The 24612-nt window shown below is 68.6% G+C and carries 22 protein-coding genes; 10 read left to right on the top strand and 12 right to left on the bottom strand.

What is annotated here, in order from left to right; all coding sequences use genetic code 11:
- Positions 1-13: 13 nt before the first annotated feature.
- Positions 14-2083, top strand: a complete 2070-nt coding sequence (locus G582_RS0104380) for a glycoside hydrolase family 97 protein (protein WP_028838795.1) — start codon at positions 14-16, stop codon at positions 2081-2083.
- A 245-nt stretch (positions 2084-2328) separates the two neighbouring features.
- The gene (locus G582_RS0104375) at positions 2329-5115 is read left to right on the top strand and encodes a TonB-dependent receptor (protein ID WP_028838794.1); all 2787 of its coding nucleotides are present in this window, start codon (positions 2329-2331) and stop codon (positions 5113-5115) included.
- Positions 5116-5222: 107 nt separating this feature from the next.
- Here G582_RS0104375 and G582_RS0104370 read toward each other — a convergent pair whose 3' ends face one another.
- From G582_RS0104370 to zwf, 5 genes are read right to left on the bottom strand one after another with little or no spacing between them, the layout of a single operon-like run.
- Entirely contained in the window at positions 5223-5870 is a 648-nt protein-coding gene (locus G582_RS0104370; RefSeq protein WP_028838793.1) for a bifunctional 4-hydroxy-2-oxoglutarate aldolase/2-dehydro-3-deoxy-phosphogluconate aldolase, read from the bottom strand.
- Between the two features lie 2 nt (positions 5871-5872).
- Complete coding sequence (gene glk / locus G582_RS0104365; RefSeq protein WP_028838792.1) at positions 5873-6886, bottom strand: glucokinase; 1014 nt, start codon at positions 6884-6886, stop codon at positions 5873-5875.
- Complete coding sequence (edd, locus tag G582_RS0104360; RefSeq protein ID WP_028838791.1) at positions 6883-8721, bottom strand: phosphogluconate dehydratase; 1839 nt, start codon at positions 8719-8721, stop codon at positions 6883-6885. Before edd ends, glk begins: the two co-directional genes overlap by 4 nt.
- Positions 8718-9419: a 6-phosphogluconolactonase gene (locus G582_RS15465; protein ID WP_051246664.1), complete on the bottom strand. Its 702-nt coding sequence runs from the start codon at positions 9417-9419 to the stop codon at positions 8718-8720. Before G582_RS15465 ends, edd begins: the two co-directional genes overlap by 4 nt.
- 21 nt (positions 9420-9440) lie before the next feature.
- On the bottom strand, positions 9441-10910 hold the full coding sequence (zwf, locus tag G582_RS0104350) for a glucose-6-phosphate dehydrogenase (RefSeq protein ID WP_028838790.1): 1470 nt from the start codon (positions 10908-10910) through the stop codon (positions 9441-9443).
- Positions 10911-11092: 182 nt separating this feature from the next.
- Here zwf and fabA point away from each other — a divergent pair, with 182 nt between their 5' ends.
- From fabA to G582_RS0104330, 4 genes are all read left to right on the top strand, one after another.
- Positions 11093-11608 (top strand): 3-hydroxyacyl-[acyl-carrier-protein] dehydratase FabA, encoded by a 516-nt coding sequence (gene fabA, locus G582_RS0104345; protein ID WP_028838789.1) that lies wholly within the window; start codon positions 11093-11095, stop codon positions 11606-11608.
- A 1-nt stretch (position 11609) separates the two neighbouring features.
- Positions 11610-12818 carry a beta-ketoacyl-ACP synthase I gene (gene fabB, locus G582_RS0104340; protein ID WP_028838788.1) on the top strand — a complete coding sequence of 403 codons (1209 nt, stop codon included), beginning with the start codon at positions 11610-11612 and terminating at the stop codon, positions 12816-12818.
- Positions 12819-13031: 213 nt separating this feature from the next.
- A complete protein-coding gene (locus G582_RS0104335; RefSeq protein WP_028838787.1) occupies positions 13032-13289 on the top strand; it encodes a helix-turn-helix domain-containing protein in 258 nt (85 codons plus the stop codon).
- Positions 13286-14956, top strand: coding sequence for a SulP family inorganic anion transporter (locus tag G582_RS0104330; protein ID WP_028838786.1), 1671 nt, complete (start codon positions 13286-13288; stop codon positions 14954-14956). Before G582_RS0104335 ends, G582_RS0104330 begins: the two co-directional genes overlap by 4 nt.
- On the opposite strand, the gene G582_RS0104325 is transcribed toward G582_RS0104330, so the two are convergent.
- The 3 genes from G582_RS0104325 to G582_RS0104315 form a co-directional block, all read right to left on the bottom strand.
- Positions 14935-16332 carry a PhoH family protein gene (locus G582_RS0104325; RefSeq protein WP_028838785.1) on the bottom strand — a complete coding sequence of 466 codons (1398 nt, stop codon included), beginning with the start codon at positions 16330-16332 and terminating at the stop codon, positions 14935-14937. The genes G582_RS0104330 and G582_RS0104325 overlap by 22 nt on opposite strands.
- Positions 16333-16414: 82 nt before the next feature.
- Complete coding sequence (locus tag G582_RS0104320) at positions 16415-16885, bottom strand: peroxiredoxin (RefSeq protein ID WP_028838784.1); 471 nt, start codon at positions 16883-16885, stop codon at positions 16415-16417.
- A gap of 5 nt (positions 16886-16890) precedes the next feature.
- Positions 16891-17493 (bottom strand): glycine cleavage system transcriptional repressor, encoded by a 603-nt coding sequence (locus tag G582_RS0104315; RefSeq protein ID WP_051246702.1) that lies wholly within the window; start codon positions 17491-17493, stop codon positions 16891-16893.
- A gap of 120 nt (positions 17494-17613) precedes the next feature.
- Between G582_RS0104315 and dapA the strand changes: the two genes are divergently transcribed.
- Both dapA and G582_RS0104305 read left to right on the top strand, forming a co-directional pair.
- On the top strand, positions 17614-18516 hold the full coding sequence (gene dapA / locus G582_RS0104310) for a 4-hydroxy-tetrahydrodipicolinate synthase (protein ID WP_028838782.1): 903 nt from the start codon (positions 17614-17616) through the stop codon (positions 18514-18516).
- A 12-nt stretch (positions 18517-18528) separates the two neighbouring features.
- Positions 18529-19044, top strand: a complete 516-nt coding sequence (locus tag G582_RS0104305; RefSeq protein ID WP_248642675.1) for a hypothetical protein — start codon at positions 18529-18531, stop codon at positions 19042-19044.
- Positions 19045-19159: 115 nt separating this feature from the next.
- Here the strand turns inward: G582_RS0104305 and fdxA are convergent, their stop codons facing one another.
- From fdxA to cysS, 4 genes are all read right to left on the bottom strand, one after another.
- Positions 19160-19483 carry a ferredoxin FdxA gene (gene fdxA / locus G582_RS0104300; RefSeq protein ID WP_028838780.1) on the bottom strand — a complete coding sequence of 108 codons (324 nt, stop codon included), beginning with the start codon at positions 19481-19483 and terminating at the stop codon, positions 19160-19162.
- 58 nt (positions 19484-19541) lie between these two features.
- Entirely contained in the window at positions 19542-20771 is a 1230-nt protein-coding gene (locus tag G582_RS0104295) for an MFS transporter (RefSeq protein WP_028838779.1), read from the bottom strand.
- Positions 20768-21211, bottom strand: coding sequence for a SufE family protein (locus G582_RS0104290; protein WP_028838778.1), 444 nt, complete (start codon positions 21209-21211; stop codon positions 20768-20770). Before G582_RS0104290 ends, G582_RS0104295 begins: the two co-directional genes overlap by 4 nt.
- A gap of 162 nt (positions 21212-21373) precedes the next feature.
- On the bottom strand, positions 21374-22765 hold the full coding sequence (gene cysS / locus G582_RS0104285; RefSeq protein ID WP_028838777.1) for a cysteine--tRNA ligase: 1392 nt from the start codon (positions 22763-22765) through the stop codon (positions 21374-21376).
- Between the two features lie 104 nt (positions 22766-22869).
- Between cysS and G582_RS0104280 the strand changes: the two genes are divergently transcribed.
- Positions 22870-23313 carry a hypothetical protein gene (locus tag G582_RS0104280; protein WP_028838776.1) on the top strand — a complete coding sequence of 148 codons (444 nt, stop codon included), beginning with the start codon at positions 22870-22872 and terminating at the stop codon, positions 23311-23313.
- A gap of 266 nt (positions 23314-23579) precedes the next feature.
- Positions 23580-24581, top strand: coding sequence for an N-acetylornithine carbamoyltransferase (locus G582_RS0104275; RefSeq protein ID WP_028838775.1), 1002 nt, complete (start codon positions 23580-23582; stop codon positions 24579-24581).
- Positions 24582-24612 lie beyond the last annotated feature (31 nt).

Below are 24612 nucleotides of genomic sequence, written 5' to 3'. Positions count from 1 at the left end.
GCAGGCGAAGACGATGGATATGCCGGTGCGCGTTTCGCTGCTGGCGATCGCGCTGGCACTGGCGCTGCCGGGCACCGCCAGCGCCGAACAGGTGGCGCAAGTGAAGTCGCCGGATGGCCGCATCGAGGTGCAGCTGGACCTCAATGGGGAAGGCCGGCTGGCCTATCGGGTGCTGCGCGACGGCAAGCCGGTGCTGAAGGATTCGCGGCTGGGCTTCATCTTCCGCAACGGCCGCCAGCTGCTGCGCAACCTGGCGCTGGAGAAGCAGGCGCAGCGCAGCACGGACCACACCTGGGAACAGCCCTGGGGCGAGCGCCGCTACGTGCGCGACCACTACAACGAGCTGCGCGCGGGCTTCGTCGAGAAGGACGGCGACCATCGCCGCTTCGACATGGTGTTCCGCGTGTTCGACGACGGCATCGGTTTCCGCTACGACGTGCCCGCGCAGCCGAAACTGCAGGAAGCGCAGATCGTCGAGGAGTTGACCGAATTCGTTGTCGCGCGACCGGCCACCGCGTGGTGGATTCCGGCGCTGGAATGGAACCGCGAGGAATACCTCTACCACCGCACCCCGCTGTACGAGGTCGGAGTGGTGCAGACGCCGATCACCCTGCGCACCGACGATGGCCTGCACCTGAGCATCCACGAAGCGGCGCTGGTGGATTACGCCGGCATGAACCTGATGCGCGGCGGCGATGGTGAACTGCGCGCGCTGCTGACGCCGGGCAGCCCGGCGCCGGTGGTGCGGAGGACGCCGTTCGTCACCCCGTGGCGGACGATCACGCTGGGCGAACGCGCCGGCGCGCTGGTCGAATCCAACCTGGTCCTCAACCTCAACGAGCCGAACAAGCTCGGTGACGTGGGCTGGTTCAAGCCGTCGAAGTACGTCGGCGTGTGGTGGTCGCTGCACCTGGACAAGGAGAGCTGGGCGACCGGTCCCAGGCATGGCGCCACCACCGCCAATACCAAACGCTACATCGACTTCGCCGCCGCCAATGGTTTCCGCGGCGTGCTGGTGGAAGGCTGGAACGTGGGCTGGGACGGCGACTGGTTCGCCAACGGCTGGGGCTTCGATTTCAGCAAACCCACCCCGGACTACGACCTTGCCGCACTGGCGAAGTACGCCGGCGGCAAGGGCGTGCACCTGATCGGCCACCACGAAACCGCCTGCGCGGTCAGCCACTACGAGCGGCAGATGGACGCCGCGTTCGCGAAGTTCGCAGCGCTGGGCATCGACGCGGTCAAGACCGGCTATGTCTGCGATGCCGGCCAGATCGAGCGCCAGGACGCGCCCGGCGCGCCGGTGCTGCGCGAATGGCACGAGGGCCAGTGGATGAGCAACCACCACCTGCGGGTGGTGCGCGACGCGGCCAGGCACCACGTGGCGATCAATGCCCACGAGCCGATCAAGGACACCGGCCTGCGCCGCACGTATCCCAACTGGATTTCGCGCGAGGGTGCGCGCGGCATGGAGTTCAACGCCTGGGGCAACCCGCCGAACCCGCCGGAGCACGAGGTCACGCTGGTGTTCACCCGCCTGCTGGCCGGGCCGATGGACTACACCCCCGGCATCGTCAGCCTGACCGGCCGCAACGGGCAGGAGATCCAGAGCACGCTGGCGCGGCAGCTGGCCCTCTACGTCGGCATCTACAGCCCGATCCAGATGGTGGCCGACCTGCCGGAGCATTACGCCGCGCATCCCGAAGCGTTCCGCTTCATCAAGGATGTCGCGGTGGACTGGGATGAGTCGAAACTGCTGGCCGGCGAGGTGGGCGAGTACGTGGCGATCGCGCGCAAGGCGCGTGGAAAGCCCGAGTGGTTCGTCGGCGCGATGAACGACCGCAATCCGCGGACGTTGGCACTGGCGCTGGATTTCCTCGAGCCCGGAAAACGCTACCGCGCGCAGATCTATCGCGACGGCGAAGGTGCCTCGTTCCAGGGCGATGCGCGCTTCCGTTTCGTCAGCGAGGAAACAATCGTGGCCCTCGGCGACGTGCTGCCGCTGTGGCTGGCCGGCGGTGGCGGCGCGGCGGTGCGCTTGCTGCCGGTTGCGCCGGAAGCGGTTTCCGCGGCGTCGCCCTGAGCCTTGCGCGGACGCTTCGGCGGGCGCGCCGGCGCGCCTGCGGGCGCCATTGGTTTTTTGCTGCAAGCCAGCATTGGCGCGGGCTGCACGGCATCCGCCGGAAGCTGCAATGAATACGTATGCAGCATCTTCTGTTGGCCGATGGCGCGACTACCATCGCAATGTTCATGTGATGCGCGCGGCGCAGGCATGAGGAGCGGGCGACCACAGCCCGCCATTTCCGAAAACCATTTCTGGAGGGGAACATGGTCCACTTGAAGCGAAATATGTTGAGCGTGGCGTTGGCGTCGGCCGCGCTGCTGTTGACCGCGCAAGCGGCCGCACAGGACGCGCCAGCGGGCGCCCAAGACGCACGGGCCAGCGTGAAGAAGAAAGACGACGCCAAGAACCTCGACACCGTCGTGGTCACCGGCATCCGTGGCGGCATCGAGCGCGCCATCGACATCAAGAAGGATTCCACCTCGATCGTCGAGGCGATCTCCGCCGAGGACATCGGCAAGCTGCCCGACGTCAGCATCGCCGAATCGATCGCGCGCCTGCCCGGCATTGCTGCGCAGCGCGTGGCAGGCCGTGCGCAGGTGCTCAGCGTGCGCGGCCTGTCGCCGGACTTCTCCACCACGCTGCTCAACGGCCGCGAGCTGGTCAGCACCGGCGACAACCGCAGCGTCGAGTTCGACCAGTATCCGTCCGAGCTGATGGCCGGCGTCACCATCTACAAGACGCCCGACGCCGCGCTGGTGGGCCAGGGCCTGTCCGGCACGATGAACATGCGCACCGTGCGTCCGCTGGACTACGACAAGCCGGTGATCGCGATCAGCGGCCGCTGGCAGCGCAACTCGCTGGGCTCCGCCGCCAACCAGGGCGCCACCGGCAACCGCTTCAATGCCAGCTATATCGGCCAGTCCGCCAGCCGCACCGTCGGCTACTCGATCGGCTATTCGCACTCCGATACGCCGATCCAGGAGAACCAGGTCGGCCTGTACGAGCCGTGGGAAAAGATCGGCGACAACTGGCGCCCCGGTGTCGCGGCGGGGACCTTCTACTCCAACGGCATCAAGGCGCTGCGCCGCACGGGCTACACCAAGCGCGACGGCGTGATGGCTACCCTTGAGTTCCGTCCGTCCGATGCGTGGATCAGCACCTTCGACGCCTTCCATTCGCAGGCCAAGCAGGAAGACACCGCCAACCAGTTCGAAGTCAACCTCGGCGACTACAACGGCGGCTATGGCCGTCTGAACGTGGTGGGCGCCCAGATCAACGGCAACGGCACCTTCACCGGTGGCACCGCCGAGAACGTCTATCCGCTGGTGCGCGGGATGTACAACCGCCGCAAGGACGAGATCAACGCGTTCGGCTGGAAGAACGAGATGTTCGTCGGCCAGGCCAAGCTGCTCGCGGATGTCAGCTGGTCTAAAGCGAAGCGCAACGAGACCAACCTGGAGAACAACACCCAGCTGGTCCCCGCGCCGCAACTGGATTCCGTGGTGCTGGACTACACCGGCGGGAATTTCCCGCAGCTGAACCCGGGCCGCGATTACTCGAACCCCGACGCGCTCTACCTGCGCGGCACCATCTACGGCTCGGGCTACGGCAAGACCCCGCGCGTCGAGGACGAGCTGAGCAGCTTCCGGCTCGGCGGCGAGTTCCCGGCGCCTGCGGCCATGGCGGACGTGTTCTCCGGCATCGACGTGGGCTTCAACTACGCCGACCGCCAGAAGCAGAAGTGGCAGCCGGAAGGCGGCATCAACGTCGGCGCGCAGGGGGATACCACCATCGCGTCCGACCTGCAGTACGGGCTGGTCGACTTGGGCTTCGCCGGTGTCGGCATGATCCCGTCCTGGAACGTGCCGGGCGCCGTCGCCCGCTACATGACCTTCAATCCGGTCGATGACCTCGACTACCTGATCCCGAAGGCCTGGACCGTGACGGAGCGGATCACCACCGGCTACTTCAAGGCGAACATCGACACCACGTGGGGCTCGGTGCCGGTGCGCGGCAACGTCGGCGTGCAGGTCCAGTACACCGACCAGTCGTCCGACGCGCGCTACTGGGATTCCACCAGGCCGGTGGGCAGCCGTGCGCTGCCGATCCACAAGGGCACCAAGTACACCGACGTGCTGCCCAGCATGAACCTGGCCTTCTCGCTGGCCAACGACCAGACCGTGCGCGTGGCCCTGGCCCGCCAGGTGGCGCGTGCCCGCGTCGACCAGATGCGCGCCTCGCTCGACTTCGGCGTCGATACCACCACTGGCAAGCCCGGCGGCGGCGGCGGCAACCCGGAGCTGGCCCCGTGGCGCGCCAACGCGTTCGACCTGTCGTGGGAGAAGTACTTCGGGTCCAAGGCGTACATCGCCGCGGCGTACTTCTACAAGGATCTCACCAGCTACATCTTCACCCAGACCCGCGACGGCTATGACTTCACCGACCAGGTGGCGTCGTGGCTGGAAGTCAACGGCAGCACCCTGCCGCCGGGCGTCACCGTGAAGAACACCGGCAACTACAGCGCGCCGTTCAACGGCAAGGGCGGCAAGCTGCAGGGCCTGGAGCTGACCGCGTCGATGCCGCTGGACCTGATGTTCGGCGATGCGTTCACCGGCTTCGGCATGGTGGCCAGCGCCAGCTTCACCGACAGCAGCATCAAGATCCTGGCCCCGGAGAATTCCAGCAGCATCGGCAACGACCCGATCACCCTGCCGGGCCTGTCCAAGCGCGTCTACAACTTCACGGCCTACTACGAGCGCAACGGCTTCGAGTTCCGCGTCAACAACCGCCGTCGCTCGGACTTCATCGGCGAAATCGGCAATTTCGATGGCGCCCGTTCGCTGCGTTACGTGGTCGGCGAGAACATCACCGACGCGCAGGTCAGCTACAGCTTCAGCGACGACAGCAGCCTGAAGGGCCTGAGCCTGCTCCTGCAGGCGAGCAACCTGGGAGACGAGTCCTATCGCACCTATGCCGGTACCAAGGACCGCCCGCTGGAAACCATCAAGTGGGGCCGCACCCTGCTGCTGGGCGCCAGCTACAAGTTCTGAAGCCAGCCGCATCCCTGGGCCAAAAGCCAACCCCGCCGGTGCGAGCCGGCGGGGTTTTTTCTTGCCGGCTGGCCGGCGTGACTACGGTGCGTGGATGGCGTGGACGGTCAGCGCCGCAGCGCCGCCGCCTCGCGCGCCAGCTTGCCGATGCGTTCCCAGTCGCCGGATTTGATGGCATCGGCAGGCAGCATCCACGAGCCGCCCACGCAGGCGACGTTGGGCAGCGCCAGATAGGCCGGTGCCTTCGCGATGTCGATCCCGCCGGTGGGGCAGAAGCGCGCCACCGGCAGCGGGCCGGCGAAGCCCTTGAGCGCGGCCACGCCGCCGCTGGCCTCGGCGGGGAAGAACTTAAAGCGCTGCCAGCCGTGTTCCAGCCCGCGCATCAGCTCGGAGGCTGTCGCTATTCCGGGAATCAGCGGGGTTGCGCACGCCTTCGCGGCTTCATACAGCGCATCCGTGCAGCCGGGCGAGATGGCGAACCGGGCGCCGGCCGCTTCGACGCGGCGCAGGTCGGCTTCGCCCAGCACGGTGCCGGCGCCGATGCAGGCCTGCGGCAGTTCGCGCGCCAGCAGGGCGATGGCGTCCAGTGCGCAGGCGGTGCGCAGGGTCACTTCCAGCACCGGCAGGCCGTTGTCGGCCAGCGCCCGGCACAGCGGCAGGGCGTCTTCGAGGCGTTCGATGGTGATCACCGGCACCACCGGCGCGCGGGCGAACACGGCGTCGACGAGCTGGCTGTGGCGGGCGCTGTCGAACATGCTCAGAACTCCGTGGCGCGCAGCGCGCAGGCGGCGCCGAGCAGGCCGGGATGGGGATGGGTGATGACCTGCACCGGCAGGGATTCCAGCAGCGGCGCCAGCCGGCCCTTGGCGAGGAAGCGTTCGCGGAACGCGCTGCTGCGCAGGAACGGGATGAAGCGCGGCACGATGCCGCCGGCGATGACCACGCTGCGCGCGCCGTGGATCAGCGCGCAGTCGCCGGCCACGCTGCCCAGCACCGCGCAGAACCGGGCCAGCGCGCGGCGCGCGGACTGGTCGTGGCCGTCCAGCGCGGCCGCCACGACTTCAGCCGGATCGCGCAGCACGGGCGCGCGCAGCGTGGTTTCGCCGGGTTGCGGCAGCTGCCCCGGCAGCACCGCGCCGGAACCGCGCAGCACCGCATCGATTTCGGACAGGCCCTTGCCGCACAGCAGGCGTTCGGTGGAGGTGCGCCCGTGCTGGGCGGTCAGCCACGCCGCGATCGCGCGCTCCTCGTCGCCGATCGGGGCGAAGCCGACGTGGCCGCCTTCGGTTTCCACCACGTGCCAACCGTTCGCTTCCGACCCCACCAGCATCGCAACGCCCAGTCCGGTACCGGGGCCGAGCACGCTGACCGGGCCGCGCTGCGGCGGTTCCGGCGCGCCGTGCAGGGTCACCAAGTGTTCGGGCGACAGCGCGGGGATCGCCCAGGCCACCGCGCCGAAGTCGTTGAGCATGCGCAGCTCGGACAGGCCCAGGGTGCGCTGCAGTTCGCTGCGCGAGAACGACCAGGCGCGGTTGGTCAGGCGGATCTCGTCGCTGCCCACCGGGCAGGCCACCGCCAGCGCCGCGCGCGCGGGTTTCTCGCTGACCCCTGCCAGATAGCGTTCGATGGCGTGTTGGAGGCTGGCGAAGTCCGCATTGGGCAGCGCTGCGGATTCGCGCAGTTCGATCTCGGGCGCATCCAGGTCGACCAGCGCGAAACGCGCATTGGTGCCGCCGATGTCGCCGACCAGGGCGAGGCTGGAATGGCTCATGCGCCGTGGTTCCCGAACAGCGAGCAGGCACCGCTCTCCGCCGAGCCGACGCTGCCGCGCATCAATGCGAAAAGCTCGCGGCCCATCCCGGACTGGTTGCCGGCCAGATCCGGCAGCACCACGTCCCGCGCCTGCCATTCGGCGGCATCCACCAGCACATCCATGCTGCCGGCTTCGGCATCGATGCGGACCAGGTCGCCTTCGCGAAGTTTCGCCAGCGCGCCGCCATCGGCGGCTTCCGGGGTCACGTGGATGGCCGCCAGCACCTTGCCGGACGCGCCGGACATGCGGCCGTCGGTGAGCAGGGCCACGCGCTGGCCGCGGTCCTGCAGCGCCGCCAGCGTGGGGGTGAGCTTGTGCAGCTCCGGCATGCCGTTGGCGCGCGGGCCCTGGCCGCGCACCACCGCGATGAAGTCGCCCTCCAGCCCGCCGGCCTTGAATGCCGCCAGCAGTGCGTCCTGCGATTCGAAGATCCGCGCCGGTGCCTCGTGGCGGCGGTACTGCGGGGCGACAGCGGAGATCTTGACCACCGCGCGCCCCAGGTTGCCCTGCAGCCGGCGCAGGCCGCCCTCGCTGTCGAACGGTGCGGAGACCGGGCGCACGATGTCGGTATCGCGCGAGGCGGCCGGCGGGTCGCGCCAGCGCAGCGCGAGATCGTCCAGGTACGGCTGCCGGGCCTGCTGGCGCAGGCCGCCGCCGTGCACGCACAGGATGTCCTCGTGCAGCAGGCCGGCATCCAGCAGCTGCGAGATCACGAAGCCCATGCCGCCGGCGGCTTCGAAATGGTTCACGTCGGCGGAACCGTTCGGATACACCCGCGCCAGCAGCGGGGTGGCCTTCGACAGTTCGTCCAGATCGTCCCAGTCGATCAGCAGGCCGGCGGCGCGCGCGATCGCCACCAGGTGCAGGGCGTGGTTGGTGGAGCCGCCGGTGGCCGCCAGCCCCACCATCGCGTTGACGATGGCCTTCTCATTGATGGTGTGGGCCAGCGGGCGATAGTCCCCGCCCAGCGCGGTGATGCGCAGCGCCTGTTCGGCGGCGGCGACGGTCAGCGCGCTGCGCAGCGGCCCGTTCGGCGGCACGAAGGCGGTGCCCGGCAGGTGCAGGCCCATCACTTCCATCAGCATCTGGTTGGAATTGGCGGTGCCGTAGAACGTGCAGGTGCCCGGCGCGTGGTAGGACGCCGCCTCGGCATCCATCAGTTCGTCCTGGCCGGCCTGGCCCAGCGCGTAGCGCTGGCGCACCTCGGCCTTCTGCTTGTTGGGGATGCCGGACGGCATCGGCCCTGCCGGCACGAAGATCACCGGCAGGTGGCCGAAGCTGAGCGCGCCGATCAGCAGGCCCGGCACGATCTTGTCGCATACGCCCAGGCACAGCACTGCATCGAAGCTGTCGTGCGATAGCGAGACCGCGGTGGCCAGCGCGATCACGTCGCGCGAGAACAGCGACAGCTCCATGCCGTCGCGGCCCTGGGTCACGCCGTCGCACATCGCCGGCACGCCGCCGGCCACCTGCGCGCTGCCGCCGGCGTTGCGCGCGGCCATCCGGATCAGCGACGGGTACTGCTCCATCGGCTGGTGCGCGCTGAGCATGTCGTTGTAGGCGGTCACGATCCCGATGTTGCCGCCGCGCCCGCCGCGCAGCGCCGGCTTGTCCTCGCCGGATGCGGCGAAGGCATGCGCCTGGTTGCCGCAGGACAGCTTGTAGCGGTACGGGCCGGCCGCGTGTGCGGCGTCCATGCGGGCGAGGTAGTCACGGCGCGTCGCCAGGCTGCGCGCGGCGATGCGGGCGGTGACGCGTTCGACGGCGGGATGCAGCGCGGCGGTGGACATCATGGACTCCAGTGGATGTTGATCGGCGCCAGCGCATCCGCGTGCAGCAGGGCGGCCAGCGGATACGGCGCGGAGGCGCTGGCCCGGCATGCATCGAGCACGGCGCGCTTGTCCTCGCCGGTGGCGAGCAGGTGGATTTCCCGCGCGCGCAGCAGCCGCGACAGGGTCAGGCTGATCCGTGGCCATGGCGCGGACGCAGGCAGCGGATGCGGGGTGATGGCGACCACGTCGGTGCCGGTAGTCGGCGCAAGCGCTTCCTCGATCCCGGCGGCGCCGGCAAACAGCGAGGCGAAATGACCGTCGGCACCCATCCCCAGCAGCACCAGGTCGAACGGCTGCGGATGCGCCGCCATCGCCGCGCGCGCGAGCGCCAGCGAATCGTCCGCGCCGCCTTCCGGCGACGTCAGCGCCAGCACGCTGGCCTGCGGGTTGCCGCCCAGCGTGGCCTGCAGCTGGCCGACGTTGGAGGCCGGATGCGCATGCGGCACGCAGCGGTCGTCGGTGGGAACGGCCAGCACCCGGCCCGCCCAGTCGATCGCACCGAGCCAGGCGTACAGCGGCAGCGGCGTCTGCCCGCCGGCCAGTGCCAGGAACGCTTCGCCATCGCGCTGGATGGCGGCGCGGCAGGCGCGCTCCAGCGCGGTGCCGGCGTGCTCGAGCAGCGCGAATCGGTCAGCGTGGTCGTTCTGGATCCAGTCCATGGTCGGCTCCCGTGTCTTTGGCTATTCGCGCCAGCCGTGGCCAAGCCGATCCACCAGCGATACCGACGCGCCCGGCCCCCAGGTGCCAGCCGGGTAGGGCTTTGGCAGCATGCCGGCGTCGCGCCAGCCATCGGCGATGGCATCCACCCACTGCCATGCGGCCTCGGTTTCGTCGCGGCGCACGAACAGGGTGCCGTTGCCTTCGATGGCATCCAGATAGAGGCGTTCGTAGGCGATGCGCTTGCGTGAGTTGAGGAATTCCTCGTGGAAGTCCAGGTCCAGCGCCACCTGCGACAGCCTCAGGCCGGCGCGATCGAGACCCGGGGTCTTGCTCATCAGGTCCAGCTCGATGCGCTCCTCCGGCTGCAGCTTGATCAGCAACCCGTTCGGCCGCATGTCGGTGTCCGCCGGGCCACCGAAGATCGAATAAGGCACCTTGCGGAACTGGATGTAGATCTCGGTGCTGCGCGAAGGCAGGCGCTTGCCGGTGCGCAGGTAGAACGGCACGCCCGACCAGCGCCAGTTGTCCACGTGCGCGCGCAGGGCGACGAAGGTTTCGGTGCGGCTGGCACGGTCCAGTTCTTCGGCGTAGCCCGGCACCACCCGGCCTTCGCTGGCGCCGGCTGTGTACTGGCCGATCACCGATTCGGTGCCGACGTTGCCGCGGCCGATCGGCCGCAGCGAGCGCAGCACCTTGATCTTCTCGTTGCGCACCGCGGTGGGCTCGAACCGCGCCGGCGGTTCCATCGCCACCAGGCACAGCAGCTGCAGCAGGTGGTTCTGCAGCATGTCGCGCAGCGCGCCGGAATCGTCGTAATAGTCGCCGCGGCCCTCCACGCCGACCGTCTCGCCGACGGTGATCTGGACCTGTTCGATATGGCGGGCGCTCCACAGCGGCTCGAACAATGAATTGCCGAAGCGCAGCGCGATCAGGTTCTGCACGCCTTCCTTGCCGAGGTAGTGGTCGGTGCGGAAGATCCGCTCCTCGTCGAAGGCCATGGCAACGCTGTCGTTTATCGCGATGGCAGAGGCTAGGTCCTTGCCGATCGGCTTCTCCAGCATGACCCGCGTGCCCGGTCCGGCCACGCCGTTGGCGGCCAGCGCCTGGCAGGCCGGGCCGTAGAACCGGGGCGCGGTGCTCATGTGGTAGAGCACGTCGCCGTTGCGCAGCGCATCCACCCGGCCGGCCAGCGCCTGCATCGAAGCGTCGTCGTCGGCTCCGGCGGCGCAGTAGTCCAGCCGTTCCAGCAGCCCGCGCAGGGCTTCGTCGCTGCGTTCGGCGGCGGGGATGCGCTCGGCGATGCTGGCGGCCACCAGATTGGAAAATCCTTCCCGGTCCAGCCCGCTGCGCGCGGTGCCGAGGATGCGCATGCCGTCGGGCAGCAGGTGTTCGGCCTGCAGGCTGTACAGCGAGGGCAGCAGCATGCGCCGGGCAAGATCGCCGGTGGCGCCGAAAATGGTCAGCAGCGAAGCTGGCGTGGCTTGCGACACGGAGGATTTTCCGGCAGGGGTGCTCTACCGCAGCTTAAATGCTTTGGTGCCGGGTGTTGCGGTGCACACGTTTGCAGTCGTTTTACCCGGACAAACCGGAACCGCGTTGCGGAACGGGCAATACGTCTAGGTATCGCCGCCGGTCGTGTTTACAATCGGAAGTTTCCCCCTTGGGCCATTCCATGACCCGCGCTTCATCGTTCAACCGCGAACAGTTGCTGGCCAGCGCACGCGGCGAGTTGTTCCCGAACAGCCTGGCCCGCCTGCCGGCCGACCCGATGCTGATGTTCGACCGGATCGTCGACATCAGCGACGACGGCGGGGCCCACGGCAAGGGTTTCGTCCGCGCCGAACTGGACGTCCATCCCGACCTCTGGTTCTTCAAGTGCCATTTCCTCGGCGACCCGGTGATGCCCGGCTGCCTGGGGCTGGATGCGATGTGGCAGCTGGTCGGCTTCTACCTGACCTGGCTGGGCGCGCCCGGCCGCGGCCGCGCGCTGGGTTGCGGCGAGGTGAAGTTCACCGGCCAGGTGCTGCCCACCGCCAAGGTGGTGACCTACGAGATCGATGTCACCCGCGTCATCAACCGCAAGCTGGTGGTGGCGCAGGGCGACGCCCGCACCCTGGTCGATGGCCGCGAGATCTATACCGCCAAGGACCTGCGGGTAGGCCTGTTCACTTCCACGGAGAGCTTCTGACATGCGTCGCGTCGCCATCACCGGCATGGGCATCACTTCCTGTCTCGGCAACGACCTGGACAGCGTCTCGCGCGCGCTCCGCGAAAGCCGCTCCGGCATCCGCACGCTGCCCGACTCGGTGGAGCGCGGACTGCGCAGCCAGGTCGGCGGCGCGGTGGACCTGGACCTCGACGCGGTCATCGACCGCAAGCTGAAGCGCTTCATGAGCGACGCTGCGGCCTACAGCTACGTGGCGCTGCGTGACGCGATCGCCGATGCCGGCCTGTCCGAGGCGCAGGTCAGCGACCCGCGCACCGGCCTGATCGCCGGTTCCGGTGGCGGTTCCAGCCGCTGGCAGGTGGAGACCGCTGACATCCTGCGCGACCGCGGCGTGCGCAAGGTCGGCCCGTACATGGTGCCGCGCACGATGTGCTCCACGGTGTCGGCCAACCTCGCCACCGCGTTCAAGATCAAGGGCCTGAGCTATTCGATCAGCGCCGCCTGCGCCACCTCCGCGCACTGCATCGGCGCCGGCGCCGACCTGATCCGCCACGGCGCGCAGGACATCGTGTTCGCTGGCGGCGGCGAGGACCTGGACTGGACGATGACGGTGATGTTCGACGCGATGGGCGCACTGTCGTCCGCCCGCAACGCCGAACCGGAAACGGCCTCGCGCCCGTACGACGCCGGCCGCGACGGTTTCGTCATCGGCAGCGGCGGCGGCATGCTGGTGCTGGAAGACTGGGACCACGCGGTCGCGCGCGGCGCGCGCATCCACGCGGAGCTGGTCGGCTACGGCGTGACCTCCGACGGCGCCGACATGGTGGCGCCGAGCGGCGAGGGTGCGGTGCGCTGCATGCGCATGGCGCTGGAAGGCGTGAACCGCCCGGTCGACTACCTCAACACCCACGGCACTTCCACGCCGCTGGGCGACATCGTCGAGCTCAACGCGGTGCGCGAGGTGTTCGGCGATGCGGTGCCGCCGATTTCGTCCACCAAGGCGCTCTCCGGCCACTCGCTCGGCGCGGCCAGCGTGCACGAGGCGATCTACAGCCTGCTGATGCTGCGCGACGGCTTCATCGCCGGCTCCGCCAACATCGACGACCTCGACCCCGGCGCAGAAAGCTTCCCGATCGTGCGCGAGAGCCGCGATGCCAAGCTCGACGTGGTGATGTCCAACAGCTTCGGCTTCGGCGGCACCAACGCCGCGCTGGTGTTCGCGCGGGCCTGAGGCCCGACGATCCCGACAGTGAAACCGGTCGCCGCATTCGTGTGGCGACGTTTCCCACGATGACCCTGCCGATGTCGCCGCCTGGCGGCGGCGGGGTTTTTTCGTGATGGGGACGACGGATTCGTCTGCAGGATGCCGGTAAAATACGGCTATGTTGATGTTTCATACATCAAATATGCTGTTTTTCTATCGCATTGCCGGAGCGGAGAGCCCGTGATTACCTCAGCCCAGATGCGCGCCGCGCGCGCCCTGCTTGGCATCGACCAGAAATCGCTGGCGCAGCTGGCCGGGCTGTCCCTGCCCACGATCCAGCGCATGGAACTCAGCCGCGGGCATGTGCGCGGCGTGGTCGATTCGCTGGTAAAGGTGGTGGCCGCGCTGGATGCGGCCGGGGTGGAGCTGATCGGCGAGCGCGCTGCCAGCAGCGGCGGCGGACGCGGCGTGCGGCTCAAGGCGGAGGAGCAGGCATGATCGCGTTGGTCGAGGCCGCGCGCGCGGGGCTGTTCCGGCGCGCCCACTGGCTGCCCAACATCACCGCCGGTGTGATCGTCGGGGTGGTGGCGCTGCCGCTGGCGATGGCGTTCGCCATCGCGTCCGGGGTCAAGCCGGAGCAGGGGCTGTACACGGCGATCATCGCCGGCATCGCGGTGTCGCTGTTCGGCGGCTCGCGGATACAGATCGCCGGCCCGACCGGCGCCTTCATCGTGATTCTGGCCGGGGTGGTGGCGAAGTTCGGCGTCAGCGGCCTGCTGCTGGCCACGCTGATGGCCGGGGTGATCCTGGTGGCGATGGGGCTGGCACGGCTGGGCGCGGTGATCCGGTTCATTCCCGACCCGGTGATCGTGGGCTTCACCGCCGGCATCGCGGTGATCATCTGGGTGGGCCAATGGCAGTATTTCTTCGGACTGCCGGCGCCCGGCGAAGGGCCGTTCTACCTGAAGACCTGGCATCTGCTGCAGTCCTTCAATCACCTGCATCCGGCGACCTCCCTGCTGGCCCTGCTCAGCCTTGTGTTGGCGGTGTGGGGGGCGCGCATTCCGGGCCTGGCGCGCGTGCCCGGCCCGCTGCTGGCGATGGTCGTGGCCACCGCCGTGGTGATGGTCTTCGACCTGCAGGGTGTTGCCACCATCGAATCCACCTTCGGCGCCATCCCGCGCGCGCTGCCGGCGCTGCAGCTGCCCGAGGTCGGCTTCGATCGGTTGGTGGAGCTGCTGCCGGCGGCGTTCACCATCGCCATGCTCGGCGCGATCGAATCGCTGCTGTCGGCGGTGGTGGCCGACGGCATGGCCGGCACCCGCCACGATTCCAACCAGGAGCTGATCGGGCAGGGCGTGGCCAATATCCTGTCGCCGCTGTTCGGCGGCATCGCCGCCACCGGCGCGATCGCCCGCACCGCCACCAACATCAAGAACGGCGGCACCTCGCCGCTGGCCGGGGTGGTGCACGGGATCACCCTGCTGCTGATCCTGCTGGTGCTGGCGCCCTATGCCGGCAAGGTGCCGCTGGCCGCGCTGGCGGCGATCCTGTTCCTGGTGGCGTGGAACATGAGCGAAGCGCGCCGCTTCCTGCGGATGCTGCGGCAGGCGCCGCGCGCGGACGTGGCGATCCTGCTGATCACCTTCGTCCTGACCATCGTCACCGACCTGGTGGTGGCGGTGAACATCGGCGTGATCCTGGCGATGTTCCAGTTCATGCGTCGGATGAGCGCGTCGGTGTCGGTGGTGGAACACGGCCAGGCCAGCCTGCGCCAGGAGCTGGCCGAGGCCGGGCTGGAGGCGCTGCCGAAAGGCGTGCTGGTCTATGCCATCGAGGGGCCGTTCTTCTTCGGCTCGGTGGATTCGCTGGAGCGCGCGCTGTCGTGGTCGCGGGAACCGCCGCGCTGGGTACTGCTGCGGCTGGAGCGGGTGCCGCTGGTGGATGCCACCGGCCTCAAGCGGCTGGAATCGACCATCGAGAACCTGCGTCGTCGTGGCGTGGAAGTGCTGCTTAGCGGCGCCAACCTGCGCGTGCTGCGCAAGCTGGTGCGTGCGGAAATCGTGCGCCGCGACGGGCCCGCCGTCTATTTCGGCGATCTTGCCACCGCGCTGCGCCACGTGGACGCAGCACGGGAGGCGGGTTACAGCACTTCGGAAGCGTAGTCCGCCAACCGTGAACGCTCGCCCCGGCGCAGCGTCACGTGGGCGCTGTGCATCCAGTTCTTGAAGCGGTCCACCGCGTAGGTCAGGCCGGAGGTGGTCTCGGTGAGGTAGGGCGTGTCGATCTGCTCGACGTTGCCCAAGCAGACGATCTTGGTGCCGGGGCCGGCGCGGGTGATCAGCGTCTTCATCTGCTTCGGGGTGAGGTTCTGCGCCTCGTCCAGGATCAGCCAGCGCGACAGGAAGGTGCGCCCGCGCATGAAGTTCATCGAGCGGATCTTGATCCGCGAGGCCAGCAGGTCATTGGTGGCCGCGCGGCCCCAGGCGCCGCCGTCCTGGTTGTGGGTCAGCACTTCCAGGTTGTCGGTCAGCGCGCCCATCCACGGCGTCATCTTCTCCTCCTCGGTGCCGGGCAGGAAACCGATGTCCTCGCCCACGCTGACGGTGGCGCGGGTCATGATGATCTCGCGGTAGCGCTGCTGGTCCATCGTCTGTGCCAGCCCCGCGGCCAGCGCCAGCAGAGTCTTGCCGGTGCCGGCAGTGCCGAGCAGGGTGACGAAGTCGACCTCCGGGTCCATCAGCGCATTGAGCGCGAAGTTCTGCTCGCGGTTGCGCGCGGTGATGCCCCAGACCGCATGCTGGCTGTGGCGGAAATCATCGACGATCCGCAGCGTCACCCGGTCGCCCTCGACCTTGGCCACCCGCAGCTCCGACTGCTCGTCGCCGGGCAGGAAGGCGAACTGGTTGGGGTACCAGTCTTCCTCGTCGGTACGGGTGATTTCGTAATAGGTGCGGCCCTTGTCGGTCCACGACTTCAGGTCCTGGCCGTGGCGCTGCCAGAAGTCCTCCGGCAGCGGCGTGGCGCCGGTGTAGAGCAGGCTGAAATCGTCCAGCGCGCGGTCGTTCTCGTAGTCCGCGCTGACGATGCCGGCGATCGAGGACTTGATCCGCAGGTTGATGTCCTTGGACACGAACACCACGTCGGCGTCGGGCTGCTCTTCCTTCAGCGCTAGGATCGCGCCGAGGATGGCGTTGTCCGGCACCACCGCGCCGAAGCGCTTGCCGGCATCGAAATTGCCGGTCTGGAAACGCAGGCAGCCGGTGCTGGCGGCGCCGCGCAGCTGCAGCCCGCCGGGGCGCTGCAGGGCGATGCCGCGGGTGACGTCGGTGCTGCCGTGGGCTTCGATCAGCTCGTTGAGGAAGCGGCTGACCTGGCGCGCGTTGCGGCTGGCTTCGCTGGTGCCCTTCTTGCCGTTGTCCAGTTCTTCCATCACCTGCATCGGCAGGTAGACATCGTGTTCCTCGAACTTGAACAGCGCGGTGGGGTCGTGCATCAGCACGTTGGTGTCGAGGACGTAGATGCGCTTGCTCCGGGTCATGCGGAAATCCTTTCGGTCGGACAGCAGCAGGCCACCGCGTCCCGCGGAGCGGGGCAGTGGGGTGTGATGAAAACGGAGGCGGTCACGTGGTCTGTGCGGCCTTGAGTGCGTCGAGCACGCCCCGCGCGTGGCCGGGGACTTTCACCGGCTGCCACTTCTGGCGCACCACGCCGGCGGGGTCGATCAGGAAGGTGCTGCGGACGATGCCGACGTATTCGCGGCCGTACAGCTTCTTCGGCTGGATCACGCCGAAGGCTTCACAAAGCGTGCCGTCGGGGTCGCTGATCAGGTCGAACCGGAAGCCCTGCTTGGCGCAGAAGTTCCGGTGCGCCTTCAGCGAGTCCTTCGATGCGCCCAGCACCACCGCATTGGCGCGCTTGAACTCCGGCAGCAGGCCGTTGAAGTCCAGCCCCTCTGTGGTGCAGCCGGGAGTGGAATCCTTCGGGTAGAAATACAGCACCAGCCATTGGCCGGCGTAGTCGGCGAGCGTGGCGGGCTTGTCGCTGGAGAGCGCAAGCGGCAGATCGGGGATGCGGTCGCCGGTGTCGATCATCGGCGTCAGTATTTCATCGGATCCATGATCGCGTCGAGGTTCAGATGGTCGCAGAACTCGAGGAAGTCGTCGCGCAGCGCGGCGATGTGCATGTCCGCCGGCACCCCGATGGTGAGCTGCGCCGAGAACATGTCGGCGCCAGTCTGCATCGCCCGGTAGCGCGAGCAGTGCAGGCTCTCGATGGTGATGCCTTGGTGGTCGAAGAAGTCGGCCAGCTGGAACAGGATGCCCGGCTTGTCGGCGGCGATCACTTCGACCACGTACGGCAGCAGGCTGGACTGCAGTGCCTTCGGGCCGGTGCGGTACCACACCAGCTTCAGCCCTTCCTCGCGCTCCAGCTTGGTCAGCATGGTCTCGAGCTTGGCCACCGCGTCCCACGAACCGGTGACCAGCGCGGTGACCGAGACGTCGCGCCCGACCGTGGCCAGCCGCGTGTCGACCAGGTTGCAGCCGGAGTCGGAGATGCGGCGGGTGACCGCCAGCAACGGCGACTGCGGATGCGTGGTGTACGCGTTGATCAGCAGGTGGTTCTCGTTCGGCTGGGGCCGGGGGGCGGCGGTTTTGCTCAAAGCGGATGATCCAGGCGTAGGGAAATGCCGCCAGTACATGGCCGCATGGTCGCCAGCATACTTGCCGGCGCTTTCGAGCCGCAAGTAAGATCAAGGCCATACGCGAGTTCCCCCCATGCGCCCAGCGTCCCGCGCGGCGCCTTGCCCGAGCCTTTGCCCTTGCGACTTTCCGGCAGCATCACCGCCCTGGCGACGCCGTTCACGGCCGCCGGCGATATCGATTTTCCCGCCTGGGAGCGGCTGCTGCAGGCGCAACTGCAAGCAGGCACGCAGGCGGTGGTGGTGGCCGGCTCCACCGGCGAGGCCGCCGCCCTGTTCGACGACGAATACGACCGCCTGCTGCGCGCCGCGGTGGAGTTCGCGGCCGGGCGGATGCCGGTGCTGGCCGGCACCGGCCAGTCCAATACCGCCAAGACCATCCGTTTCAACCAGCGCGTGGCCGCACTGGGCGCCGATGCCGCGCTGGTGGTGACGCCGCCGTACGTGCGACCCACCCAGGCCGGGCTGCTGGCGCATTTTCGCGCGGTGGCCGACGACGGCGGGCTGGCGGTGGTGCTGTACAACGTGCCCGGCCGCACCGGCTGCGACATGCTGCCCGACACCGTCGGCGAGCTCTCGGTGCATGCCAATATCGTCGGCATCAAGGAAGCCCGCGCCGAGGAAGACCGCATGCAGGCGCTGCTGCCGCTGCGCCGCGACGATTTCGCGGTGCTCAGCGGCGACGATCCCACCGCCGTGCGCGCCATGCTGGCCGGCGCCGACGGGGTGGTGTCGGTGGCCTCCAACGTGGTTCCGGCCACCTTCCGCCGGCTCTGCGATCTTGCCCGCGAGGGCGATGCGGCCGGTGCGCAGGCGCTGGACGAGATACTGGCCGAGCTTTACCACTTCCTCGGCCTGGAGCCGAATCCGATCCCGGTGAAGGCGCTGCTGGCGCTGGACGGCATCGGATTCGGCCTGCGCCTGCCGCTGCAACCGCTATCATCCGCGCATGCCGGACAGGCCAGCCGCCTGCATGCGGCCATCCGCCAACTCGAACAACGCAGCCGCGCCAACGCGGCCTGACAGGAGATCCAGATGCATCGCATGTTCCGCGCGTCCACGGCCGCCCCGCTTGTCGCCATCCTGCTGGCGACCAGCCTGTCCGGCTGCCACTGGTTCAAGAAGAAGAACGAGCTGTACACCCAGAGCGGCGAATCGCGTCCGCTGGAAGTGCCGCCGGACCTCGACCGCCCCGCCGCCGACCGGGCGATGGCGCTGCCGACCGCTGGCAACAGCGTCACCGCTTCCGGCGCCCAGGCGGCCCGCCCGGGCGCGGTTGCGCCGGTGGGCTTCAACGCCGCGGGCGAGCGTGACGCGGTGTTCGCCAAGGTCGGCGACGTGTTGGCCGCCACCAGCGGCGTGAAGATCGCCAGCAAGGCGCAGATCCTCGGCACCTACGACGTCGACTACATGGACAGCAAGTTCCTGGTGCGCGTGACCAAGGCCGGCGACGGCACTTATGTCTCGGCGGTGGATCCGCGCGGCTTGCCGCCCAGCGGCGAGGCGGCGGGCAAGCTGATCGGTCTGCTCAAGGCGGCCATCTCGCCGTGATTTCAGGCGCTGCCTGAATTGCCCCCAGGGTTTGCGATGCAAACCCTGGGTCTCGCGCAGCGCGCATTCGCGCCTTTGCCGCGAATCGCCCCCTGACTCAGGGGGCTGGTTGCGCTCAGCGCTCCAGCAGCGGCAGCTTGTTCGGCTTGCCGTCCCATTCCGCGGCGTCGGCCGGCGGGTCCTTGCGCACGGTCAGCACCGGCCATTCCTTCGCCAGTTCGGCATTCAGGCCGACGAAGAGCTCCTGGCCGGCGGGGACGTCCTCTTCCGGGAAGATCGCGCCGACCGGGCATTCCGGCTCGCACAGGGTGCAGTCGATGCACTCGTCGGGGTCGATCACCAGGAAATTCGGGCCTTCGTGGAAGCAATCGACCGGGCACACTTCGACGCAGTCGGTGTGCTTGCACTTGATGCAGTTTTCGGTGACGACGAAGGGCATGGCGCGGATTCCGTGGAGCGTTGCTGCGAGGCGGCTAGTTTAACGCGGGCGGCGCCGGTTACTGCAGTTCGCGCAGGTCCAACCGGCGCAGTCGCGGCGCCAGCCGGGCGGTGGTGGCCACCACCCCCAGGGTCACGAAGCCGCCGACGATCATCGCCGGCACCAGCCCCATCAGCCGCGCCATCACGCCGTCGTAGAACGCGCCCATCTCGTTCGACGAGCTGACGAAGATGCCGTTGATCGACGACACCCGCCCGCGCATTTCGTCCGGGGTGACCAGCTGCATGATGGTGGAGCGCATCACCACCGAAACCCCGTCGCAGACGCCGTACAGCACCAGCAGCAGGGTCGACAACCACAGGTGCCGCGACAGCGCGAAGGCCATCGTGCACAGGCCGAAGCAGGCCACCGCCAGCAGCAGCACCCGCCCGGCGTGCCGTTGCAGCGGGTGGCGGGTCAGCCACAGCGCGATCATGATCGAGCCGACCGCCGGGGCGGCGCGCAGGATGCCCAACGCCTCCGGACCTTCGTGCAGGATGTCCTTGATGAAGGCCGGCAGCATCGACATCGCCCCGCCCAGCAGCACCGAGAACATGTCCAGCGCCATCGCGCCCAGCATGATCTGGTTGCCGGCGACGAAGCGCGCGCCTTCGGCAATACTTCGGAAGATCGGCCCGCGCTGCTGCGGCAGCGCCGGCTCGGACACCGGCGTCGCCAGCAGGGTGACGGCCGCGAGCAGGGCGAAGCCCGTTCCCACCGCATAGGCCGCGGGCTTGCCCATCCAGCCCACCAGCACGCCGCCGGCGGCGGGGCCCAGCACCAGTCCGACCTGGAACACCACGCTGCCCAGACTGGCGCCGCGGCCGAACTGCGGGCGCGCCAGCACCCGCGCGAACAGCGCGTTGTAGACCGGGCCGAGGAAGGAGCGGCCGATGCCGCCCACCGCCACCGCCAGATAGATCGGCCAGGTGCCGTGGACGGACAGCCCGCCGGCGGCGATCAGCGCCAGTACACCGGCATTGATCGCCAGCAGGGTGCAGGCGGCCGCGCCCAGCTTGCGCCGCGGCAGGTGGTCGACCAGATAGCCGGAGAACGGGGCGATGCAGAAATACGGCACCACTTCCGCCAGCCCCACCAGGCCCAGCGCCAGCGGATCGCCGGTGATTTCGTAGATATGCCAGCCCACCGTCACCGCGACGATCTGGTAGGACAGCAGAGTGCAGATCCGGTACAGCAGCAGCCAGCGGAAGCCGCGGCTTTGCAGCGGCGGGGCCGGCGCCGCGCTCATTCCGGCAGGGCGGCGCGGGCGCGTTCGCGGATGAAGGCCAGCAGCGCGGCCAGTCCGTTGCTGCGGGTCGGCGAAAGGTGCTTGGAGAGGCCGATGGAGGCGATGTAGTCCGGCTCGGTGGCGATGATTTCCGCCGCGCTGCGACCCGAGTACACCCGCAGCGCCAGGTAGACCAGGCCGGAGACGATGGCCGAATCGCTGATCGAGTGGAAATCGAGCCGGCCGGCGTCGCCCTCGGCCACGATCCAGACCAGCGACTGGCAGCCCTGCAGGCGGTGCTCCTCGGTCTTCCATGCGTCGGGGAACTCGGGCAGCTTGCGGCCGAGGTCGATCAGGTACTGGTAGCGCTCCGACCAGTCGCCGAAGAAACCGAATTCATCGGCAATGGCGGCCTGGGCGTCGGCGGCGCTGGGTTCGTGCGGGAAGGGGGTGTTGGTCATGTTGATCCAGGCTTGGTTCTGGGCCCCCTCCCTTGCGTAGCAGGGGAGGGTTGGGGAGGGGTGCTCTTGCGGTGGGAAAAGCGAACCCCCTCCCGGCCTCCCCCTGCTGCGCAAGGGGAGGAGAAAATCATGTCTCCCTGTTTCGCAAGGGAGAAAGGAACGTCAGGCGCGCTTCCATCTGACACCCTGCGGCGTGTCTTCCAGCAGGATGCCTTCGTCGGCCAGCTGCTGGCGGATGGCGTCGGCGCGAGCGAAGTCGCGGGACTTCTTCGCCTCGATGCGTTCGTCGATCAGGCCCTGGATGCGGGCGTCGTCGCCATTGTCAGCGCCGCGCGCGAACCATTCCGCCGGAGTCTGCTGCAACAATCCCAGCACCTTGCCTGCGCCCAGCAGCTGCGTTTTCAGTGCGGCTTTTTCTTCAGCCGATGCGGCCTTGCGCGCCTCGCCGGCGATGCGGGCGATTTCCGCCAACGCGGCAGGGGTGTTGAGGTCATCGTCCAGCGCAGCCTCGATGCTGGTCGGGGTGGCGGGCTCGGCTTCGACATTGACCAGATCGCGCAGGGTTCCGTACAGCCGGTCCAGCGTGCGCACGCACTGCTCGATCAGCCCGTCCGACCATTCCAGCGGCTGCCGGTAGTGGGCGCTCAGCAGCGCGTAGCGCAGCGCTTCCGGCGGGTGCCGCTGGACCAGGTCGTGCACGCGCTGGATGTTGCCGACCGACTTGGCCATCTTGGCGCCGCCGAAGTTCAGCATGCCGTTGTGCAGCCAGAACCGCGCGAACGGCTTGCCGCCGTGCGCGCATTCGCTCTGCGCCACTTCGTTCTCGTGGTGCGGGAACGCAAGGTCCACGCCGCCGGCGTGGATGTCGATGGTCTCGCCCAGGTGCGCTTCGGCCATCGCCGAGCATTCGATGTGCCAGCCCGGACGGCCGCGGCTCCAGGGCGATTCCCAGCCCGGCAGGTCGTCGCTGGAGGGCTTCCACAGCACGAAATCGCCGGCGTCGCGCTTGTACGGGGCCACTTCCACCCGCGCGCCGGCCAGCATTTCGTCGGTGTCTCGGCGCGACAGCTTGCCGTAGCCGTCGAAGCTTCCCACCGCGAACAGCACATGGCCTTCCGCCGCGTAGGCGTGGCCATCGGCGATCAGGCGCTCGATCATTGCGATCATCTGCGGCATGTGCGCGGTGGCCGCCGGCTCGATATCCGGAGCGAACTCGCCGACAACGCCCAATGCGGCCATGTCCTCGCGGTAGGCGGCGGCGTACTTGTCGGTGATCGTGGAGATCGGCGTGCCCAGCTCCTTCGCCGCGGCGTTGATCTTGTCGTCCACGTCGGTGATGTTGCGGGCATAGCGCAGGCCGCCGTAGCGGCGCCGCAGCAGCGCGGCCAGGACCCCGAACACCACCGGCCCGCGGGCGTTGCCGATGTGCACGTAGTTGTAGACGGTGGGCCCGCACACGTACATGGTCGGGCAGTCGGGCGACAGCGGTGCGAACGGTTCGGTCCGGCGGCTCAGGGTGTTGTAGAGATGCAGCGAGGTCGTCGAAGGGCTCATGGCGGCGGGCGCGTGGGGTGCGCCATTGTAGCGGGCGGGCAGTGCCGGCCGCGGCGACAGCGACGATTCAGGCGGTTGCTGCCGCGGGCCGATAAACTCCGCGCATGTCCTTCACCCGCAACCTCGCCACGTTCTGCCTGCCTGCGGGCCTGCTCGCGGCGGCCGTGGTGTTCGCGCAGGACACCGCGCGCGAGGTGGTGCTGCCGGCCGAGAACGTGCGTTACGACTACGCGCAGGTGCTGTCGGTGCGACCGGTCTACCAGACCCTGCGCACCACCGCGATGGAACGGGTCTGCGACCCGCGCGAGCCCGCCATCAGCGCCACCTTGGCGCGGGTGATGAGCGCGGTTCGCAGCCGCAGCGCCGCCGACAAGGCCGAAGAGGCCAGCAGCTGCCGGATGGAGCCGGTGCTCAAGGAGCATCGCCGCACCATCGCCTACGACGTCGATTACATGTACCGCGGCAGCAAGTTCCGCACCCGCATGGATCGCGACCCCGGCAACCGGCTGCGCATCCGGGTTTCCATCGCCCCCCAGTCGTTCGACTGATCGCTTGCGCCGGGCCTGCCGGCATGCGAGCATTCCGCCCCGATGAACGCCCACCTCGCCACGCGCCACGCTGACTCTGCCCGGATGGCCTCCGGCATGACGTCGCGCGCGCGCCGACCGGAACCCTCACATCCTGCTGGGTAATCCGGACGCGTCCTCGTGCTTCACCATCCGAACCCAGCCCCCAGGCTGGGTTTTTGCGTTTTGGCGTGCGGGATGCGCAGTAGCGGCCAGCCCCAGACTTCCTCCCACCGAGCCCACCCCCCATGAAGCACTTCCTCAATACCCAGGACTGGAGCCGCGCCGATCTGGACGCGCTGCTGGCGCAGGCCGCCGCGTTCAAGCGCAACAAGTTGGGCGACGCATTGAAAGGGCGCTCGATCGCGCTGGTGTTCTTCAACCCGTCGATGCGCACCCGCACCAGCTTCGAGCTGGGCGCGTTCCAGCTGGGCGGCCACGCCGTGGTACTACAGCCAGGCAAGGACGCCTGGCCGATCGAGTTCGACCTCGGCACGGTGATGGACGGCGACACCGAGGAGCACATCGCCGAGGTGGCGCGGGTGCTGGGGCGGTACGTGGACCTGATCGGCGTGCGCGCGTTCCCGAAGTTCGTCGACTGGTCGGTGGACCGCCAGGACCGGGTGCTCAAGGCGTTCGCGAAGTACTCCACGGTGCCGGTCATCAACATGGAGACCATCACCCATCCCTGCCAGGAGCTGGCCCACGCGCTGGCGCTGCAGGAGCACTTCGGCACCACCGACCTGCGCGGCAGGAAGTACGTGCTGACCTGGACCTACCACCCCAAGCCGCTCAACACCGCGGTCGCCAACTCCGCGCTGACGATCGCGACCCGCATGGGCATGGACGTGACCCTGCTGTGCCCGACGCCGGACTACGTGCTGGACGAGCGCTACATGGGCTGGGCCGCGCGGAACGTGGCCGAAAGCGGCGGCTCGTTCCAGGTCAGCCACGACATCGAAAGCGCGTACAGCGGCGCCGACGTGGTCTACGCCAAGAGCTGGGGCGCGCTGCCGTTCTTCGGCAACTGGGAACCGGAACAGCCCATCCGCGACCGCTACAAGCACTTCATCGTCGACGAAGCCAAGATGGCGCTGACCAACGACGGCGTGTTCTCGCACTGCCTGCCGCTGCGCCGCAACGTCAAGGCCACCGACGCGGTGATGGATTCCCCGCGTTGCATCGCGATCGACGAAGCCGAAAACCGCCTGCACGTGCAGAAGGCCGTGATGGCCGCGCTGCTGCGCTGAGCCGAAACTCCTCCCCCCCCCCGTCTTCCCC

It is taken from the genome of Thermomonas fusca DSM 15424, from assembly GCF_000423885.1.
Lineage (GTDB): Bacteria > Pseudomonadota > Gammaproteobacteria > Xanthomonadales > Xanthomonadaceae > Thermomonas > Thermomonas fusca.
This window is presented reverse-complemented; position numbering and strand designations above follow the sequence as displayed.